General features: G+C 60.4%; 13 protein-coding genes. 4 read left to right on the top strand and 9 right to left on the bottom strand.

The genetic code is table 11. The annotated features are described in order from the left end of the window. Positions 1-119: 119 nt before the first annotated feature. A complete protein-coding gene (locus tag J2Z17_RS21480) occupies positions 120-1061 on the bottom strand; it encodes a LysR family transcriptional regulator (RefSeq protein ID WP_209948099.1) in 942 nt (313 codons plus the stop codon). Between the two features lie 86 nt (positions 1062-1147). Here J2Z17_RS21480 and J2Z17_RS21475 point away from each other — a divergent pair, with 86 nt between their 5' ends. Continuing rightward, positions 1148-2149, top strand: coding sequence for a zinc-dependent alcohol dehydrogenase family protein (locus J2Z17_RS21475; RefSeq protein WP_209948097.1), 1002 nt, complete (start codon positions 1148-1150; stop codon positions 2147-2149). A 282-nt stretch (positions 2150-2431) separates the two neighbouring features. On the opposite strand, the gene J2Z17_RS21470 is transcribed toward J2Z17_RS21475, so the two are convergent. Genes J2Z17_RS21470 through kdpF form a run of 6 tightly spaced genes read right to left on the bottom strand, consistent with a single transcriptional unit; the run spans position 2432 to position 10241 of the window. Next, complete coding sequence (locus J2Z17_RS21470) at positions 2432-3121, bottom strand: response regulator (RefSeq protein WP_209948095.1); 690 nt, start codon at positions 3119-3121, stop codon at positions 2432-2434. Continuing rightward, a complete protein-coding gene (locus J2Z17_RS21465) occupies positions 3118-5805 on the bottom strand; it encodes a sensor histidine kinase (protein ID WP_209948092.1) in 2688 nt (895 codons plus the stop codon). Before J2Z17_RS21465 ends, J2Z17_RS21470 begins: the two co-directional genes overlap by 4 nt. Positions 5806-5813: 8 nt before the next feature. Further along, positions 5814-6383 carry a potassium-transporting ATPase subunit KdpC gene (kdpC, locus tag J2Z17_RS21460; protein WP_209948088.1) on the bottom strand — a complete coding sequence of 190 codons (570 nt, stop codon included), beginning with the start codon at positions 6381-6383 and terminating at the stop codon, positions 5814-5816. 2 nt (positions 6384-6385) lie between these two features. Further along, positions 6386-8422: a potassium-transporting ATPase subunit KdpB gene (gene kdpB, locus J2Z17_RS21455; RefSeq protein ID WP_209948085.1), complete on the bottom strand. Its 2037-nt coding sequence runs from the start codon at positions 8420-8422 to the stop codon at positions 6386-6388. Positions 8423-8431: 9 nt separating this feature from the next. Then, a complete protein-coding gene (kdpA, locus tag J2Z17_RS21450; protein ID WP_209948083.1) occupies positions 8432-10141 on the bottom strand; it encodes a potassium-transporting ATPase subunit KdpA in 1710 nt (569 codons plus the stop codon). A gap of 13 nt (positions 10142-10154) precedes the next feature. Continuing rightward, positions 10155-10241 carry a K(+)-transporting ATPase subunit F gene (gene kdpF, locus J2Z17_RS25630; protein WP_082352480.1) on the bottom strand — a complete coding sequence of 29 codons (87 nt, stop codon included), beginning with the start codon at positions 10239-10241 and terminating at the stop codon, positions 10155-10157. An 858-nt stretch (positions 10242-11099) separates the two neighbouring features. On the opposite strand from kdpF, the gene J2Z17_RS21440 reads away from it, so the two are divergent. From J2Z17_RS21440 to J2Z17_RS21430, 3 genes are all read left to right on the top strand, one after another. After that, the gene (locus J2Z17_RS21440; protein WP_209948080.1) at positions 11100-12257 is read left to right on the top strand and encodes an efflux RND transporter periplasmic adaptor subunit; all 1158 of its coding nucleotides are present in this window, start codon (positions 11100-11102) and stop codon (positions 12255-12257) included. Then, on the top strand, positions 12254-15352 hold the full coding sequence (locus J2Z17_RS21435; RefSeq protein ID WP_209948078.1) for an efflux RND transporter permease subunit: 3099 nt from the start codon (positions 12254-12256) through the stop codon (positions 15350-15352). Before J2Z17_RS21440 ends, J2Z17_RS21435 begins: the two co-directional genes overlap by 4 nt. A 201-nt stretch (positions 15353-15553) precedes the next feature. Then, positions 15554-16723: a patatin-like phospholipase family protein gene (locus J2Z17_RS21430; protein WP_209948075.1), complete on the top strand. Its 1170-nt coding sequence runs from the start codon at positions 15554-15556 to the stop codon at positions 16721-16723. An 88-nt stretch (positions 16724-16811) separates the two neighbouring features. Here the strand turns inward: J2Z17_RS21430 and J2Z17_RS21425 are convergent, their stop codons facing one another. Continuing rightward, positions 16812-17645 (bottom strand): IS5 family transposase, encoded by an 834-nt coding sequence (locus tag J2Z17_RS21425; RefSeq protein ID WP_209948073.1) that lies wholly within the window; start codon positions 17643-17645, stop codon positions 16812-16814. A 246-nt stretch (positions 17646-17891) separates the two neighbouring features. Next, positions 17892-19367 carry an efflux transporter outer membrane subunit gene (locus tag J2Z17_RS21420; protein WP_209948072.1) on the bottom strand — a complete coding sequence of 492 codons (1476 nt, stop codon included), beginning with the start codon at positions 19365-19367 and terminating at the stop codon, positions 17892-17894. Between the last annotated feature and the right edge of the window lie 70 nt (positions 19368-19437).

Genomic DNA, 19437 nt, shown 5'->3' with positions numbered 1-19437 from the left:
GTGCTGAGCCAATTCCGCATGGATGCAATTGCAGGAATTTCTGAAGGGGTCTGCTTTCGTTGCTGCACCTTTGGCAACCTGATGCTCGACCACAATCCGATTGCTCGCCGGCATTGTGATCAATGCCTATCTTGACACAAAGCGCTTTCACCAAGAAGGGTATCGACCATAAAATCCTTCAATGCCCGGACACGGCGCGGTAAGCGGCGGCGGGAGGGATAGACGAGCTGGACCGGGTTGCCGGGCGCATCCTGGCCGGTCAAAACTTGGATCAGCGCGCCGCTGCGCACGGCCTGCCTAGCGTATATCTCCGGCGCTTGCGTAATACCGATCCCAGCAATCGCGGCGTCGACCATGGCCTCACCATTGGTAAAGGTCGCGACAGCGCCGCGGGTATCGATCGCAATGTCGTTTCCTTCTATACAATAGACCATGGGTCTGTGACGGCCCGACGGCGGCACGAGGCTGATCAATCGATGCGACAGCAGATCGTTAGGTACCCCTGGTCGGCCAAATGTTGAAAGACAGTTTGGGCATGCATAGGTGCCTTGTCGAAGAACTCCGAGCGGCTTAGCGACAAGATCGTCGTTTGAAAGTTGCCCGACCCGCAAGGCGAGGTCCACCCCTTCCGCAACAAGGTTCACATGATGGTCATTCATACGGACCTCAATCTTAAGCTTTGGGTGGGCCGACAGGAATCGGCCTAGAACCGGCAAGACCAGAGCACGCCCCAGGGATGCTGGCATTTCAAGACGGATCACGCCGCCCAGTTCTTCCGGATCCTGCAGAAACACGCTCTGCATCTCCTCCAGCTCCTCGGCCCATCGGCTGGCTCGCGCATAAAGCAGTGCCCCCTCCTCCGTCAATTTCACGCTGCGCGTGGTGCGATGAAAGAGCCTTACCCCAAGCCGGGCTTCCAGCTTGGCAACGGATTTGGAGGTGGCAGACGAAGCCTGTCCGAGCGATTCCGCGGCCCGACTGAAGCTCAAGGCTTCGGCGACACGCAGGAATTCCTCGATCCCCGCAGTCTTGTGCTGCAAACGCCGATTACGTCCCGCCAAGAATAGGTCTCCTGCTTTTCCTTCGCATTGTTATTCTATGATAGATGAATATCATGGGGTCACCGACAAGAAAAAGGGTAAAACTCATGAAAGCTGTGGTCGCAACCGAGCAAGGAAGCGCAGACGTATTTCGCCTCGTCGATTTGCCGAAACCCATCCCGGGTGCCGGACAGGTTCTTGTGCGCATCCGTGCAACGAGCGTCAATCCGATCGACACAAAAGTGCGCAAGGCAAGGCTGCCGATGACACCGACATCCTTTCCCGCCGTGCTCGGATCGGATTTTGCGGGAACAGTCGACGCCGTTGGACCGGGTGTCACACGTTTTGCGCCGATGGACGACGTGTTTGGTTTTGCAGGTGGGTTCCGTAGCGCTGAAGGCGATGTCCCTGGCGCGCTCGCAGAGTTTGCAGTGTTTGATGCAGACCTCATGGCCAAAATGCCTTCGAATATCGATTTCCGATCGGCGGCCGCATTGCCGCTCACGGCAACGACGGCTTGGAAGGCCTTATTCGAGAAGGTGACGATCACGCCAGGTAGCCGCGTGCTGATCAGCGGGGGCGCCGGTGGCGTTGGATATTTGGCAGTGCAACTCGCAAACGCCGCTGGCGCTGACGTCGTTGCTGTCACGCGGTCAGAGGAGAGCAGTGAAGCTGCGATTTCTGCTGGCGCCCGCGTATGTGTCGATCTGGCCGGAACCACTCCGCAGGAAATTGTCGAGAACCATGCTGCCGGTCGTGGCTTCGACGTGATTCTGGACACAGTCGGCGGGGCTACGCTCGATGCGGCTTTCCAGATGATCAAGCCGGCGGGCGACATCGTGACCGTGGTTGGCGCGGCAAGTCACAATCTCGCGCCGCTCTATCTCAAAGGTGCCAACCTTCACATGGTTCTGGTCCTTGTTCCGATCATGTTTGGGATGGCGCGCCCGCTGCAGGGGCAGATCCTCGAACGGATCGCACAACTGGTTGACGCTGGAAAACTCACGCCACGCCTGGACCCCCAGCGCTTCGGCCTCGACCAGACTGCAGACGCCCATCGCAAACTGGAGGCGGGAGAAGCCAGGGGTAAGCTGATTATCGATCTGTAGACTGACTTCTATCAGCCGAAGCGATTCTCTGCGCCCCAATTGCGGACCGAGCATTGTCGCCATACTCAGGCGAGTCAATGCCGGTTCGCGTGTCGCACGGCTATGGGCCGCATATTATCTATCGTCTGAGACGCCAGACAAGCGCAGACCGCGAGGTTCTTTCTAGATCCTGCCCATCAGCCTCTGTGAACCGATCATCCTCTTTTGACCAAGGGTGGGGGAGCCCTGTCCGCGCGGATACTGTGGACCCGAGCACCACAGACAGGGTGATGGAGTTTGACGTTACTCTTGCTCAGCCATCCGATAACCCACGCCAGGTTCCGTGCGCACGATCCGGGGCTGGGTCGGATCGCGCTCAATCTTCTGGCGCAACTGTCCAATGAAGACACGCAGATAATGCAAGTCGTCGATGTGGGCGGGTCCCCAGACGGATGTCAGCAATGTGCGGTGCGTAACGACTCGGCCCGCATGGCGCGCAAGCAGCAGCAGCAGGTCGTATTCCTTAGGCGTAAGGTGCACAGTCTCGGCATCGCGCGATACGCGGCGCTTGACCGGATCAATCGTCAAGCCATCGATCTCCATGACGGTGGGTATAGCATCGCGGCGTCCGCGATGGCGCAGCGCGGTTCGGATGCGAGCGGTCAGTTCCCCAATGCCGAATGGCTTTTCGACATAGTCGTCAGCGCCGAGATCAAGGGCCGCTATCTTTTCGCTTTCGCGGTCACGGGCAGACAAGATGACGATTGGGATGTCCGACCAGCCTCTCAAGCTGGCGATGACGTCCTTACCGTCCATGTCCGGAAGGCCGAGATCAAGGATGACGAGATCGGGCGCTTGGGTGGCCACGGCCTCTAGCGCCTTGGCCCCTGTTGCCGCCTCGACCACTTCGTAACCAGCAGCCGTCAGCGAGGGTTTTAAGAAGCGCTGGATTTGCGGCTCGTCATCCACCACGAGGATGCGGGACTGGTTCATCGTACATCGCCTCTCGCTTCAATGCTTCCAGGGAACCGCATGACGATACGTGTACCTTTCTTCTTCAGCGCGGGGCTCTCGGCATGAATCCTTCCGCCCATGGCCTCCACGAAGCCCCGAGCGATGGATAGACCAAGGCCCGTCCCTGGTGCGCGCCCATCCGGTTTTCCCCTGCGATAAAATTTTTCGAAGATGCGGTCCAGATCGTCGGCTGGAATGCCCTTGCCCAGATCCGTCACGGAGATCAGTACGTCCTTGCCGTCGCGCCGGGCATAAACGTTGATCGACTCGTCACCGCCGTATTTGACCGCGTTGTCCAGCAGGTTGAACAGGACCTGGCCAAGCAGCACACTATCGCCATGGATGAGCGGCAGATCAGTTGCAATTCCGGTTTCGATCACTCGTCCCGGCGCATGGTTTCGTGTGCGCTCGACAGCGGACTGGATGACGTCTGCGACATCCACCCAGTCGCGCTTGGGCTTCAATGTGCCCGCCTCAATCCGTGTCATGTCGAGCAGGTTGGCGACAAAGCGGCTCATACGGCCGCTTTCTTCCTCGATCGACTGAAGCAGGTCGTCGCGGTTTTCCGAGGTCATGCGGGCCCCGAACTGACGCAAACCCGTGACGGCACCGGTGATCGTCGCAAGCGGCGTGCGCAGGTCATGGGAAATGGAGGACAATAGCGCCTCCCGATATCGCTCCCCCTCCAGCCTTGCCGCCTGTTCTACCGTCTCCTCTGCAAGCCGAGCCCTGTCGAGCGCGATGGCAGTCTGGTCGAGTATTGCGGTCAGTGCACGTTCCGCATTCAGGTCGAGGCTTTCCCCCGAATGCTCGATACCGCACACCCCGACGATGCCATGGGGTCCAAGCAATGGTCTGAACTCGAAGCGGCTGTTTGGCAGCGTACCCGTGCCGTAGCCCGCCGGCTCGCGCTTGTCGTGTGTCCAACGTGCCGCGGTCATATCACTGACATTAAGTTCGGCGTCTGGCGGCCATGCTGCAGCCACGGCGAGATCGCCTCCGCCGGGCACCAACAGCACCACCTTGCGCCTCACGCTCGCCTGCAATTGCGAAACAGCAAGCCACATGGCGTCATCGCCTTTTGCAGTACTCGCCAGCTTGCGAGAAAAGTCGTAAAGCGACTGCAGCGCTGTTGCGCGCACACGGGCGACCTCCGCCTGCTCTCGGATGCGGGAGGCGAATCCGCCGGCTATCATCGCCACGGCAAAGAACACCAATAGCGCAAAGACTTCGTGCGGGGCCGCGATGGTGAAAGTGTGGACGGGGTTGATGAAAAAGAAATTGTATGAAAGCGCCGACAGGGCCGCTGCAAGAAAGGCGCCGGCATAACCTCCGCTCACCGAGGCGCCGAGAACGGCGAGGAGAAAGAGCAGCGAGATATTGGGCAAGTTGACCAGCATGTCGATGCTCTTGCCGACGAGTGTCGCCACTGCGACGAAGCCGAGTGCAGCGAGTGCTGCTTGGCGAAGCGGACCGGTCTTCGGCCGATGCTTGCCTGGGCGCGTGCCTGTGTCCGTCTGGTCCGCAGTGACAATATGGAGACCGAGACCGGTTGCCTGCGATGAAAGGGCATCTGGCAACGAGCGGGTCGTCAGCATTTGCCATCGGCTGCGCTTGCGGCGCCCAAGCACGATCTGCGTGGCGTGTTCCCTTCGCGCGAGCTTGAGGATTTCTTCTACGAAGTCGTTGCCGATGATGCGACGCGTGTCCGCCCCCAACTGTTCAGCGAGCCGGAAGAGGGCCTCTATTCGTTCAAGGTACTCCGGTGTCTGAGTCTCGCGGTCCGCCCGTTCGATCGAAACGACGAGCCAGGGCGCATTGAGACCCGATGCAAGGCGACTGGCAACGCGCACGACCCTTTCCGATAACGCATCGGAGCCGACACAGACGAGGAGTCGCTCGCCGGTCGCCCAAGGACCGCTTATGGCGTTCTGCTTTAGGAAATCGACCATCTGGTCGTCGACACGATCGGCGGTGCGGCGCAACGCCAGCTCACGCAGGGCCGTCAGATTGCCAAGGCGGAAAAAGCGGTCGACAGCGCGGCTGGCGCTTTCAGGGAGATAGACCTTTCCATCCTTCAGACGTTCAATCAGCTCCGACGGGGATAGGTCGACCAGCAGGACTTCGTCAGCGCGTTTCAACACTAGGTCCGGCACGCGTTCGCGCACCGTCACGCCAGTAATCTGCGCAATCAGATCGGCAAGGCTTTCAAGATGCTGGATATTGAGTGCCGTCCAGACATCAATGCCGGCAACCGTCAGTTCTTCGATGTCCTGGTGCCGTTTCGGGTGACGGCTGCCATCCGGATTGGAATGGGCAAGCTCATCGACGATCACGATGCGCGGGCGTCGTTCGAGAGCCGCATCGAGATCGAATTCCTCAAGCATCCGGCCGCGATGGGCGACCTTGCGCCGAGGCAGGATTTCGAGGCCGTCCAGCAGGGCCGCCGTCTCGCTGCGACCATGCGTTTCCACAAGCCCTATGACAATCTCCACACCGTCCGCCTGGAGCCGTTTTGCCCGAGATAGCATCATATAGGTTTTGCCAACGCCCGGCGCAGCTCCCAAAAAAACGGTAAGCTTGCCCCGGCGTTCCTTATCCGCCAGGGCAAGCAGGGCATCGGGATCGGGACGTCGGTCGTCCCTACGGTCGTCGTCCGCCATTCACGAACTCACATCTTGAGGGCATCGAGCGCCAAGTTCAGCTCTAGCACATTGACCCTTGCTTCGCCGATAATGCCGAAGGTTGGATTTTCGGTTTGCTGCGCAACGAGCGCTGCGACGGCTGCGGGTTGCAGCCCCCTCGCTCTTGCGACACGCGCAACCTGCGATTCTGCGAAGGCTGGCGAGACATGGGGGTCAAGGCCGGAGCCGGAGGTTGTGACTGCATCAGCTGAGACCGGCTGCGCAATTCCGGTTTGTATCAGGTGCGCGACATCCGCCCTTACCCGGTCCTTCAGTTTGACCGAAGTCGTGCCGAGGTTTGAGCCGGACGACGCTGCTGCGTTATAGGGCTGCGGAATGGTGGCAGAGGGCCTTGACCAGAAGTAACGATGGTCCATGAAGTTCTGGCCAATAAGGACGGATCCGACAACGATACCGTTACGTTCGATCAGGCTGCCATTTGCCCTGCCAGGCATCACTGCCTGGGCAATGCCGTAGACCGCCAGCGGGTAAATGAGACCAGTGAACGCGGTCATCGCGACAACGAGGGTGAGTGCGGGTCTGAGAAGGTTGAGCATGATTACACCAAATGAAGAGCACTGACGGCGATATCGATGACCTTAATGCCGGCAAAGGGAAGGATCAGGCCGCCGACGCCAAACACGAGAAGGTTGCGGCGCAAGAGAGCCGCCGCACCGGACGGACGGTAGCCCACCCCCCTCAAGGCCAACGGGATCAGAGCCACGATGATGAGCGCGTTGAATATGACCGCCGAGAGGATCGCCGACCGGGGCGAGGCGAGACCCATGACGTTGAGCGCTGCGAGCGCCGGATAGGTCGCGACGAACATCGCCGGGATGATGGCGAAGTATTTGGCCACGTCGTTGGCGATCGAAAAGGTCGTCAGCGAACCGCGCGTCATCAGGAGCTGTTTTCCGATCTCGACGATTTCGATGAGCTTGGTCGGGCTGGAATCCAGATCCACCATGTTGGCGGCTTCGCGAGCGGCCTGGGTGCCGGTCTGCATCGCGACGCCGACATCGGCCTGAGCGAGAGCAGGCGCATCATTGGTGCCGTCGCCGCACATGGCGATCAGGCGACCGCCCTGCTGCTCCCGGCGGATATAGGCGAGCTTGTCCTCGGGCGTGGCCTGGGCGAGGAAGTCGTCGACACCTGCCTCCGAGGCTATCGCCGCGGCGGTCACCGGGTTGTCGCCGGTTACCATGACCGTGCGGATGCCCATGGCGCGCAGTGCCGCAAAGCGTTCCTTGATGCCTGGCTTGACGACATCCTTGAGGTGGATGACACCGAGCAGGCGGTCACCATCGGCAACGCCGAGCGGCGTGCCGCCAGTGCGGGCGACCTGTTCAACGGCCCGGAGGAATTCGTCCGGTGCTTCCTGATCGGCGAGGCCGGCAAACTTCAGCACCGCATCGACGGCACCCTTGCGCAGACGGCGCTGACCGATGTCGACGCCCGAGAGCCGGGTTTCGGCGGTGAAGCCTATGACCGCGTCGAACTCCGCCTTCGGCCTGACCACGCCGAATTCACCGGTCGCCAGCGCGACGATCGAGCGCCCTTCCGGCGTTTCGTCCGACAGCGAGGCGATCAGGGCGGCTTCCGCGAGCTCGGTCGGCGTCACGCCCGGAGCGACCAGGAAGTCGCTGGCCATGCGGTTGCCGAATGTAATCGTGCCTGTCTTGTCGAGCAGCAGCGTATCGACATCACCGGCGGCCTCGACCGCGCGGCCTGACGTGGCGATGACATTGAACCGCACCAGGCGGTCCATTCCGGCGATGCCGATGGCCGAGAGCAGGCCGCCGATGGTCGTCGGGATCAGCGTGACCAGCAGGGCTGCCAGCACCGTGACCGAGAGCACCGTGCCGGAATAGCCGGCCAGGCCCCAGATCGCCACACAGACAAACAGGAAGATCAGCGTCAGGCCCGAGAGCAGGATCGACAGGGCGATCTCGTTCGGCGTCTTCTGGCGCTGTGCGCCCTCAATCAGGGCGATCATACGGTCGACGAAAGAGGAACCGGACTGCACAGTGATCCTGATCCTGATCTCGTCGGAGAGCACCTGCGTGCCGCCGGTGACGGCCGACCGGTCGCCGCCGGATTCGCGGATCACGGGGGCGGATTCACCGGTGATGGCGCTTTCGTTGACCGAGGCGACACCCTCGATCACGTCGCCGTCGCCGGGAATCAGTTCACCGGCGGCAACCAGCACGATATCGCCGACCTTGAGACTAGAGGCCGGGATCGTTTCCGTCTTGCCGTTGGCGGCAAGACGACGTGCGACGAGTTCGGACTTGGTCTTCTTCAGGCTGTCGGCCTGGGCGCGCCCCCTCCCCTCGGCTATCGCCTCGGCGAAGGTGGCGAAAAGCACGGTAAACCAGAGCCAGGCGGCGATCTGGCAGGAGAAGCCGGCCCCGCCGGAATTTTGGGCGAGGTCGCGGATGAAGAGGATCGTCACGACGGCGGCGACGATCTCGGTCACAAAGATGACCGGGTTGCGCAGAAGCTTGCGTGGATCGAGCTTGACGAACGCATCGCCGATCGCTGGAAACAGGATCGACGGGTCGAGAAGACCGGGAGCCTTATAGTCTGTTGACATGATGGTTCCTTAGAAGGTCTGGCCGGCGAGCATGGCAAAGTGTTCGACGATGGGGCCGAGCACCAGCGCGGGCAGAAACTGCAGGCCGCCGAGAATGAGGATGATGCCAATTAGCAGGCCGACGAAGAGCGTGCCGTCGGTCAGAAAGGTGCCGGCAGACGCAGGCGACTTCACCTTGGCGGCGAGCGACCCAGCCATTGCCATGACCGGCACGACATAGGCGAAGCGGCCAAGCAGCATCGAGATTCCGAGGGTGGTGTTGTACCACGGCGTGTTGCCTGACAGCCCCCCGAAGGCCGAGCCGTTGTTGCCGGCAGCGGAGGTGTAGGCATAGAGGATTTCCGACAGACCGTGGGGGCCAGCCGTCCCGACGCTTACCACCGCGAAGGGCAGCATGGCGGAGACCGCGGTGAAGCCGAGGATGACCAGCGGCAGGATCAGCACGGCCAGCATGGCGAACTTCATCTCGCGGCCTTCGATCTTCTTGCCGAGGAATTCCGGCGTGCGCCCGACCATCAGGCCGGCGATGAAGACCGACAGCAGCGCAAAGACCAGTATGCCATAGAGACCAGAGCCGACGCCGCCCGGCAGCACTTCGCCGAGATGGATGAGGAACATCGGCACGAGGCCGCCCAGCCCGGTGAAGGAACCGTGCATGCCGTTGACGCCGCCATCCGAGAGGCCAGTGGTGACCGCTGCATAGAGCGCGGTCATGGCCTGACCGAAGCGGACTTCCTTGCCCTCCATATTGCCAAGCGCCGGATCGACGCCGATCGCCGTCAGAATGGTGTTGCCCTGGGCCTCGGCCCAATAGGTGACGGCGACGCCTGCAATCAGCAGGATGGCCATGGCCGAGATCAGCGCCCAGCCCTGTCTGCGGTTCCCGACCATCTGGCCGAAGCTGTAGACGAGGGCAGCCGAGATCGACAGCATGGCGAAGATGTTGAGATAGTTCGACCAGACAGTCGGGTTTTCGAAGGGGTGTGCGGCATTGACGTTGAAGAAGCCGCCGCCATTGGTGCCGAGCTGCTTGATCGCTTCCTGGGATGCGACGGGCCCGAGCGCAATAACCTGGTTGGTGCCTTCGAGCGTCGTGGCCGTCACCGAGGCATCGAGCGTCTGCGGCAGGCCCATGGCGACAAAGGCGAGTGCGACGACGACGGCGAGCGGCAGAAGTACGTAAAGCGTGGCCCTCGTCATATCCACCCAGAAATTACCGAGTGTTGCGACCTTGGAACGGGCCAGCGCGCGGGTGACCGCAACGGCGAGTGCCATCCCGGTTGCGGCCGACAGGAAGTTCTGCACGGTCAGGCCGGCCATCTGGGAAAAATCGCTGAGCGTCGTTTCGCCGCCGTAGTTCTGCCAGTTGGTATTGGTGACGAAGGAGACGGCCGTGTTGAAGGCTAGGTCCGGGGGCATGCCGGCAAAGCCCTGCGGATTGAGCGGCAGATGGCCCTGAAGCCGCAGCATCGCATAGAGCGTCAGGAAGCCCGAAAGAGAGAAGGCAAGCATGGCAAGCGTGTAGCCGAGCCAGCTTTGTTCTTTCTCAGGATTGATGCCGCTCACGCGATAGAGACCGTGCTCCATGCGGCCCAGCACGGGTGAAAGCAATGTCCGATCGCCGGAAAACACCCGCGCCATGTAGAGGCCGAGCGGCTTGATGACGAAGAGGACGGCGAGGAAGAGGAGGCTGATCTGCAGCCATCCGACGATTGTCATGAGTCTCTCCCGATCAGAAACGCTCGGGACGCAAGAGCGTCACGACGAGATAGACGCCCAGCGCAATGGCGACGGCGAGGCCGAAAAGAGGTTCAAGCATCGGAACCTCTCACAGCCGGTCGAGCGCACGGGCATAGAGCGCAAGCGCGTAAAGCGTGCCGCCGCCGAGTGCGATGAAGATGAGGTCGGACATGTCCGTTTCTCCTGTTTATGTCGACACAGGATTAACGGCACTTCGGGTCAAGCTTCGATGGGCAAGAGCTGTGACGGGAATAAAGAAAAGATAAAGGGCCGCCACCGCCCTCACGGGAGCCGATCTATGTTCTTGATCCCTAAAACCTGAATGGAAGTGTGTCTCAGGTCGGCATCGTGTGCCTCCGGAAGCGGCACCGCTTCGAGCGCTTGCCTCAAGTCGGCGAGACTCGCGGAAGTCCTTGCCATGACCGACGGTGTCGAGTTTAGGTCAACCACGCCGCCTGCTCGGTCGAGGCCTCGCCCGGCTGGCAGCATCATTGATGTCGGTCACCCCGAGGCGCGGTCGCACCGTCGTTTTTTAGGCCAGGTCGAGATGCGGTATCCCTCTGCCGATAGATCGTCCTGTGGCGACATACATGGAGCGCGCCCCTGCGCCGTTTCGGTATCAGCGCCGTGATTGAAAGCAGAGCGTCAGACCGGACCACGGACCCGCACGTTCCAAAATCTAAAAACGAAGGAGACCTGCGCGCTCTTGCTATTTTCTCCAGTGACGCAAGCTTTGCCGAACTTATCCTATTCTTGACCCAACTTTACATTGGAGCGCTCTAAAACCCCACGGCGAGGGCATCCAGGCTTGCTGATAACGTCATGGGACCCCATCCGTATCCTCACGCAGACCTGGAGGTCCGCAGATCCGACGAGGCCCTGGTATGGAAGGGCCCCCCTTGGCCTAACGGCTCCGACTCATCCCGAAGGCTGATTGATGACTGTTTGTTCGCCCGCTAAAAAGCTGATCACCTGTTCATTGGCTTGTCTGTTGCTTTCCGGTTCGCTTTTTGCCGAAGATGCCAAACAGGAAGCTGCAGATTCCGGCCAGAGTTCGCCGGCGGCGCTGACGATAACGGTGGCAAAGCCGCAGACGGCGCAGTGGCCGGTCGAGGTCACGGCCAGTGGGTGGATTACAGCGTGGCAGGAGGCCGTGATCTCCGCCGAAATCGGTCAGCAGAAGGTCATTGCCGTCAACGCCGATGTCGGTGAGAAGGTCAAGGAAGGTGACGTGCTCGTCGAACTCTCGCGAGAGAGCCTTGAAAACGACCTAGCCGAGCAGCAGGCGTCGGTCGACTCCAGTGAAGCCGCACTCGAGCAGGCAAAGGCCGATGCCGACCGGGCCCGTCAGCTACAGGGTTCCGGTTCGGTGTCCCAGCAACAGATCGTGGAATATCTGGTCAGCGAGCGGAAGGCGAAGGCCGATGTCGAATCGGCGCAGGCAAAACTCGCGTCAGCAAAGCTTGATCTGAAGCGGACACGAATCCTGGCGGTGAGCAACGGCACAATTTCTTCGCGCAGCGCAGCCCTCGGCGACGTCGTGGCGCAGGGCGCCGAGATGTTCAAGATGATCCGCGACAACCGCGTCGAGTGGCAGGCGGAAGTTCCACTCATTCAACTGAGGGACATCAAGATAGGAACGCCCGTCGAGATTCCGACGCCGGTCGATCCCGTAAGAGGAAGGGTGCGCCAGATCGCGCCCAGCGCTTCCGATACCAATGGCCGCGTCAAGGTCTATGTCGCGCTCGATAAGCGCGACGACGCTTTCGAGCCCAAGACCGGTGTGATGGTCACCGGCACATTCGAGATCGGCGAGCGCAAGGCGATCAGCGTGCCGACCTCCGCGATCGTCCAGTCGGACGGCTTTACCTATGTGTTCGTCCTGGACAGCAAAGACCGCTCCAAAGTCAGCCGCGTCAAGGTCACGACCGACCGGCGCGAGGATGACCGGGTCGAGCTTGTCGACGACTTCGATGAAAACAGCGAGGTGGTACAGTCCGGCGGCGCCTTCTTGGCGGATGGCTCGACCGTGGAGGTCGTCGAACAGGACGGCAGCAAGACCACCGAGCAGTCGAAGCAGGGGACCGGCGAATGAACTTCTCAGCTTGGGCGATCCGCAATCCGGTTCCGCCGATTCTCGCCTTCATTCTGCTGACGATCACCGGCTTGATGGCGTTCGACCGTCTCGACGTGCAGAACTTCCCCGATATGGACCTGCCGACGATCAATATTTCAGCGACGCTCGATGGTGCAGCCGCATCGCAGCTGGAGACCGAGGTCGCAAGGAAGATCGAGAACCAACTGACCGGCCTTTCAATGCTGGACTCCGTGACGACTACCATCACGGACGGCTCGGTTTCGATTTCCGTCGCCTTCCAGGTAGGCAAGGACACGCAGGTTGCGCTGGACGAGGTCCAGAATGGCGTCGACCAGGCTCAGAGCGAACTGCCGCCCAACATGGATGCGCCGACCGTATCGAAGAGCAATCTCGGCTCTTCCCCACTCGTCACCTATGTCGTCAGCTCGGACAAACTCAGCGATGCGGAACTGAGCTGGTTCATCGACAATGATATCGAAAAGGCCATGATGAGGGTTGAAGGCGTCGGCGAGGTCGGTCGCTTGGGCGGCGTCGATCGCGAAGTGCGCGTCGAACTCAATCCGAATCTGCTGAACGGGCTCGGCCTGACCGCCGAAGACGTGAATACGCAGCTGAAGGCCGTCCAGCGTGACCTCTCCGGCGGCGAGGCCGACATAGGCGGCGCGAAGCAGAACCTGCGTGTGGCGGCGGCTGCCGACAGTGTCGAGGCGTTGCGGGCTCTGCCCATTCCGCTTTCCAACGGCAGCTGGGTTCGCCTGGACGAGCTCGGAACCATTACCGACAGCAACGCGGACTTGACCTCGCTCGCCTATCTGAACGGCAAGCCTGTCATCGCCGCACAGATCAAGCGCCTCAAGGGTTATTCCGACCTCGCCGTTGCAGACGATGTCGCCGAGGCGATGAAGGAATTCGCAGTCGCCCATCCCGAAGTCAAGATCGAGGAAGGCTACAATACGGTCCTGCCGATCGAGCAGAACTACAGCGCCTCTATGGACATGCTCTACGAAGGGGCTGTGATTGCTGTCATCGTCGTCTTCCTGTTCCTGTGGGACTGGCGGGCCACGATGCTTTCCGCGATCGCCCTGCCGCTGTCCATCATACCGACCTTTCTGATCATGGATCTGGTGGGCTACAGTCTCAACACCGTGACGCTGCTGGCTCTCTCTCTTGTGGTCGGCATTCTCGTCGACGATGCGATTGTGGAAGTCGAAAACATCGAGCGGCACATGCATATGGGAAAATCCGCATATGACGCCTCGATGGAAGCGGCCGATGAAATCGGTCTGGCGGTTGTCGCCACGAGCTTCGCACTGATTGCGGTCTTCCTACCGACGGCTTTCATGAGCGGGGTCATCGGGATAATCTTCAAGCAATTCGGCATCACGGCGTCGGTCGCCGTCTTTTGCTCGCTGCTCGTGGCGCGTTTCGTGACGCCGATGATGGCGGCCTACATGATGAAGACGAAGGCGCAGGCCAACAGAGAAGACGGCTGGCTGATGCGCAACTATATCGGTGTGGTGAAGGGAGCATTGCGACGGAGATGGATTCCAGTCATTGGCGTACTTGTCTTTTTCGGTGCGACGCTGCTCCTGCTGAGCAGCCTCTCCACAGGCTTCTTTCCGGCCTCTGACGACAGCCAGACGCAGATATCTATCACCACCGCGCCCGGAACGACGATCGAACAGACGGACGCTATCGCCGGCCAAGTCGCAAGCGCAGCTGAAACGGTTGAACACGTCACCGGCGTGTTCCAGGCGACCGGCAGCGCATCGACCGGAGGAATGGGCAGCAGCGGCAGCAGTTCGAGTTCCGTCACATCTGCAACGCTCGTCGTCAACCTGACCAATATAGACGACCGCGATGTCACGCAGACGGAAATCGAGAGCGAGATCCGCGCCGCGGTAGACGCGATACCGGGTGCGCGCATCAAGGTAGGCACCGGCGGAAACGGAACGGAACTCAAATTGACCCTGTCCGGCGACAATTCCCACGCCCTTGAGGAAGCGGCTTCCAAGCTTGAGGCTGACGTTCGCGCAAATATCTTCGGTATCGGCAATGTCACGTCGTCGGCAGCCCTGCAGTCGCCGGAAGTGGTCATCACTCCTGATATGGCGAGGGCGGCATCTTACGGGGTGACCTCGGAAGCCATCTCGGATGCCATCCGGGTGGCGACATCCGGCGCCTATGATTCGGCATTGGCCCATATCAACCTGCCGGAGCGGCAGATCGACATTCGCGTCATGCTGGACAAGAGCGCACGGCAAACCCTGGATCAGATTAAGCTGCTGCCGGTCGCCGGAACCGACGGAAACGTGACGCTGGCGGCCATTGCCGATATCAAGGTCGGATCCTCGCCCAGCGAGATCGATCGGCTGGACCGTTCCCGAAACGTTACCATCACCATCGAACTGAATGGCCGCAACCTCTCCGATGTCAATGCCGAGGCGCAGAAGCTCGATAGCTACAAGAACCTGCCGACGGGCGTGACATTCACGCAGCAGGGCGACCTGAAGCGGCAGACTGAACTGTTTTCCAGCTTTGCCACGGCGATGCTGATCGGCGTCTTCTGCCTCTATGGCGTGCTGGTTCTTCTGTTCCACGACTTCCTCCAGCCTGTCACCATTCTCATGGCACTGCCGCTCGCACTGGGCGGGGCACTTTTCCCGCTGGTGGTCACGGGAACCAGCTTTTCGATGCCCGCCGTCATCGGCCTTCTGCTTCTCATGGGCATCGTCTCGAAGAACTCCATCCTTCTGGTGGAATATGCGATCGAGGCTCGGCGAGGAGGAATGAGCAGATTCGAGGCCATGGTAGATGCCTGCCACAAGCGGGCGCGGCCGATCATCATGACCACGGTCGCCATGGCTGCCGGCATGGCTCCGGCCGCGTTCAGCCTGGTTGAGGGCGATCCGAGCTTCCGCCAGCCGATGGGGACGGTGGTCATCGGCGGTCTTATCACGTCGACATTCCTCAGCCTGCTCGTCATCCCGGTGGTCTACACGCTGATCGACGACATCGAGCGGGGGATTATCTGGCTTTTCCATCGACGACGCTCGTCGCCACGGGCCTATACCAAGGGGTCGCGACCCTGAAAATTCCTGCAAGTTGATTGAAGCGAACGAGCGAATACGCACCGCCGCTGCCTCCATCGACAGAGTAAAGCAGCTGAAGATCGGATGGCGAAGACTGCGCGTTGATCCGTCCAGACGACACAGAGCCCCGCACCCCAAAACGTTAACGATCCTCTTTGTCGATGTGGACTGGGTGAGCCCAGATCTCTGGAAGCGAATTTCATGCTCGGTATTTTTCACCCTTTCTCTATATTCCGATGGGTCTTGGCCGTGAGTGTGGTGGGTTTCGGACTTTCGACGTGCGCCATGGCGCCGCGGATCGCCTATACGGAGCAGCAGGCAAGGTCTGCTCAGCTCAGCGGGTTCGATCGCATTCGCGTCTATGCGGATGCCGATCCCGAAAAGTTTAAGCCGGCCTCAGAATGGAAACCTCAAGCCCTCCAACGGGAATTGAACATACTCTGTATCTCCGGAGGGGGCGCAGGCGGGGCGTTTACAGCCGGCATACTCAACGCTTGGACCGCGCGCGGCGATCGACCGAACTTCGATGTGGTGACCGGCGTCAGCACGGGGGCCTTGATTGCCCCCTTTGCTTTCCTCGGCCCTCAATATGACCATTCTCTTGAAGTGCTCTATACGGGTGGAGGGGCCGAGCAACTGGTTGATGTCAACTGGCGCGCCGGTGCAATATTCGGCAGTAGTCTGCTGACAGGGCACGCGCTGCGTTCTCTGGTCGATTCCTATGTCACGACGGACCTGCTGGAGGCCGTGGCAGCCGAGCATCGCAAGGGACGCCGCCTGTTCGTGATGACTACAAATCTCGATTCCCAACGGGCGGTCATCTGGAACATGGGCGCAATCGCCGCCAGTGAGCGACCCGATGCCGCCACACTGTTCAAAAACGTGCTTCTGGCATCCGCAAGCATTCCAGGTATTTTCCCCGCGGTCATGATAAAGGCAACAAGCAAGGGCGGCACGATCGAGGAAATGCATTCTGACGGAGGCACATCCGATCAGTTTTTCAGTCTACCCGACAAAGCTATGCTCGCAAGCGGTTCGTTGCCGAGTGGCGTCAAGAAACTGCATTTCTATATTATCGTCAACAACGCGCTCATCCCGGAGTTCGCCGTCGTCAAGAATGGCATACTTCCGGTGACGACACGCGCTTATGCCATCTTGGTCAAATCGCAGACGAAGGAGGCGCTGCTGGCGCTCTATAACTATTCGATCCGCAGTGGCTTCGACTTCAACGTCGCGTCGATCGATGAGCAGGTGCCCTATTCGCCTCTGAACCCCTTCGACACCGTCTATATGTCCAAGATCTTCGATCTGGGAATGCGCAGAACGGAAGACGAAGAGTTATGGCACGATCGGCCGGACTTCTCGCCATAGACCTCGCCTGCATAGGGATCGAAGAAGAGGCAGCGTCAGCAGCTCGTAGCTCATCACCGCGCGCCTAAGAGTCGGACTCGAAAAGCCTTCAATGATATCGATACCTTGCAAGCCGCCTGGTGATCAGGCGAATGTGGGCGATCATGATCCATGCCTCTGAGGAGGCGATGGACTTTTCGACGTCCTTTGCCAGTCTTCGGCATCTGCCAAGCCACGCGAAGGTTCGCTCGACAACCCAGCGCCGTGGCAGGACTTCAAAGCCTTTCGCTTTGTCCGAGCGCTTGATGATCTCGACCGTCCAGCGCCCGAGCTTCTTCAGTCGCCGCTTCAACTTGTCGCCCGCATAGCCACCATCGGCGAAGACATGCAGCAACCATGGCCACCGGTGGCGGATGGATTTCAGGAGATCGGGAACACCATCGCGATCCTGGATGTCGGCGCTGTGCACCATGAGACCGACCATCAGGCCAAGCGTATCGACGATGATATGGCGCTTGCGACCTTTCGTCTTCTTGCCCGCATCATAGCCTCGTATGCCGCCACTTTCCGTGGTTTTCACGCTCTGGCTATCGATCACGCCAGCCGTCGGACTTGCCTCTCTGGCCTCTAACTCGCGAGCCTCCATCACCAGATGATGGTTGATGCGTGTCCAAAGTCCCAGTGCCCGCCATTCATAGAAATAGCGCTGGACGGTTGAACAGGGCGGAAAGTCCTTCGGCAGCATGCGCCACTGGCAACCGGTCGTGGCGATGTAAAGCAGAGCGTTGACGACCTCGCGCAAATCAGTGGTGCGGGGACGGCCCAAGCGGCGGGGTATCGGCAGAAAAGGCTCAACCAACACCCATTCCCGATCCGTCATGTCACTTGCGTAGCGTGCTATTCGCCGGGCATATTGCCGACGGGTGATTTCAGTCCACGCCATCGTGAACTCCATCGAATCTTTGCAAATCCGAAGGAATCATAACCTGTTGAAATCACCCACCTCTTTTTGAGGCAGCCTCTAAGGTGTGCCATGTGATTATGTGGCTTTGACGTGAGGAGTAGCACATCGGATCAGGGTGTCGGAGGCATCGCATGTTGACGATGCCTCCGCTGCCGGTGGGTCAGGACCACGGCCGACAGTGCCAAGCCGGGTGCGGGGGAGCACACCTGGCCCGGCAAGTCATGTTCAATTCAATCGGGACAGATGCGGGCCATCATTTTCGTCCACGACGAGCGGTGCGCTAACATTGGCGGCTCCGTCCCAGCCGCCGCCTAACGCCTTCATGAGCGAAATGTAATAGGTTGCGATGTCGCTCTTTGCTTCAATGAGCTTCTCCTCGGCAGAATAGAGTGAGCGATCCGCATCCAGTGAATCGAAGAGGTCGTTCTCGCCAGACTTAAAGAGCTCGCGGGAGAGTTTGGCGGCATCCCGGTAGCCACGGGTTGATTTCTCAATCGCCGATAAGCGCGTTCCCGATCTGTTGTAGGCAATGATCGCATTGTCGATCTCTTCCATCGCTGTCAGGACCGTCGCTTGATAGTCCATGAGTTTTTGGTCGCGTTGGGCCTTTGCGATATCGACGGCCGCCTTCAACTGACCACCCTGGAATATCGGGACGCTGATCTGCGGACCCCAGGACCAGCCGATCGTCGATTTCTTCCCGAGGTCGCTCAAACTGCTGGAGGAACTGTCAATTGATCCCGTCAGGCTGAAAGACGGATAGCGGTCAGCCTCGGCCTTGCCGATCTTCGCGGTCGATTGGGCCAGTTCGCGCTCTGCGGCGCGAACATCCGGCCGGCTTGCAAGCACGGTTGCCGGAATGCCGACAGACGTCCTGCCCGGCGGCGGTGGGATGCGGCCCCGCTTCGAAAGCATGGCCTCAATGTCGGATGACGGGGTGGCCGTCAAAACGGAAAGCCGGTTGACGGCTTTGGCGTAGGAAATCTGATGGGAGGGGATATCTGCTTCGGTGGAGGCCGCCTGTGCCTCGGCCTTTCGGACATCGACGCGTGAGACGAAGCCGACCTCGATCTGGTCGCGCGTCAGTTTGGCCGTTCTGCCCTGCGAGATCGCCGAGCGCTGGGCGAGCGACGTCAGTTCCTGATACTCGCGCGCCTGAATGTAATTAGAGGCGACATCGCCGATCACCGTCACCAGGGTATCGCGCAAATCTTCTTCGGAAGATTGTTCAGAATAACGCGCCGCCTCGATGGTACGGCGATTGCCGCCGAACAGGTCGATCTCCCAACTCGTATCGAAACCGGTCTGATATTGCGTGTAGTCCTGTATGCCGGCTCCCGTCGATTGGGAACGGTTGCGTGTGATCGAACCTGAGCCCGATGCCGACGGCAGAAGGCTGCCGCCCTCCTTGGCGGTCGTCGCTCTCGCCTCGCGCACAGCCGCCTTCGCCCTGGCGACATCCTTGTTGGACTGGACAGCCATGGCAATCAGCTGATCGAGTGCCGGGTCCTTGAACCGCACCCACCATGCGCTCAGCGTCGGCGCCGAACGCTCCTTCGTCGCCTTGCCGGCGAAGGACCAGCTGGTCGGCAGCGGCAAGGCGGGCTTCTCGTAGTCGGGACCAACAACGCAACCGCTGACCGTAAGGCTGACCCCGAGCAGCGCCGATAAGCGCGCAAGCATGTTGTCGCGTGCCTTCATCGCCGTTCAATCCTTTTCATCGGGAAAAGGGGTTGTTGCCGCGTCGGGCATGCGCCCGCGCCGCTGGGGG

Origin of the sequence: Heterorhizobium halophytocola (assembly GCF_017873095.1) — a bacterium.
Classification (GTDB): domain Bacteria; phylum Pseudomonadota; class Alphaproteobacteria; order Rhizobiales; family Rhizobiaceae; genus Allorhizobium; species Allorhizobium halophytocola.
The sequence above is the reverse complement of the archived record's forward strand: the minus strand, read 5'-3'. Positions and strand labels throughout refer to the sequence as shown.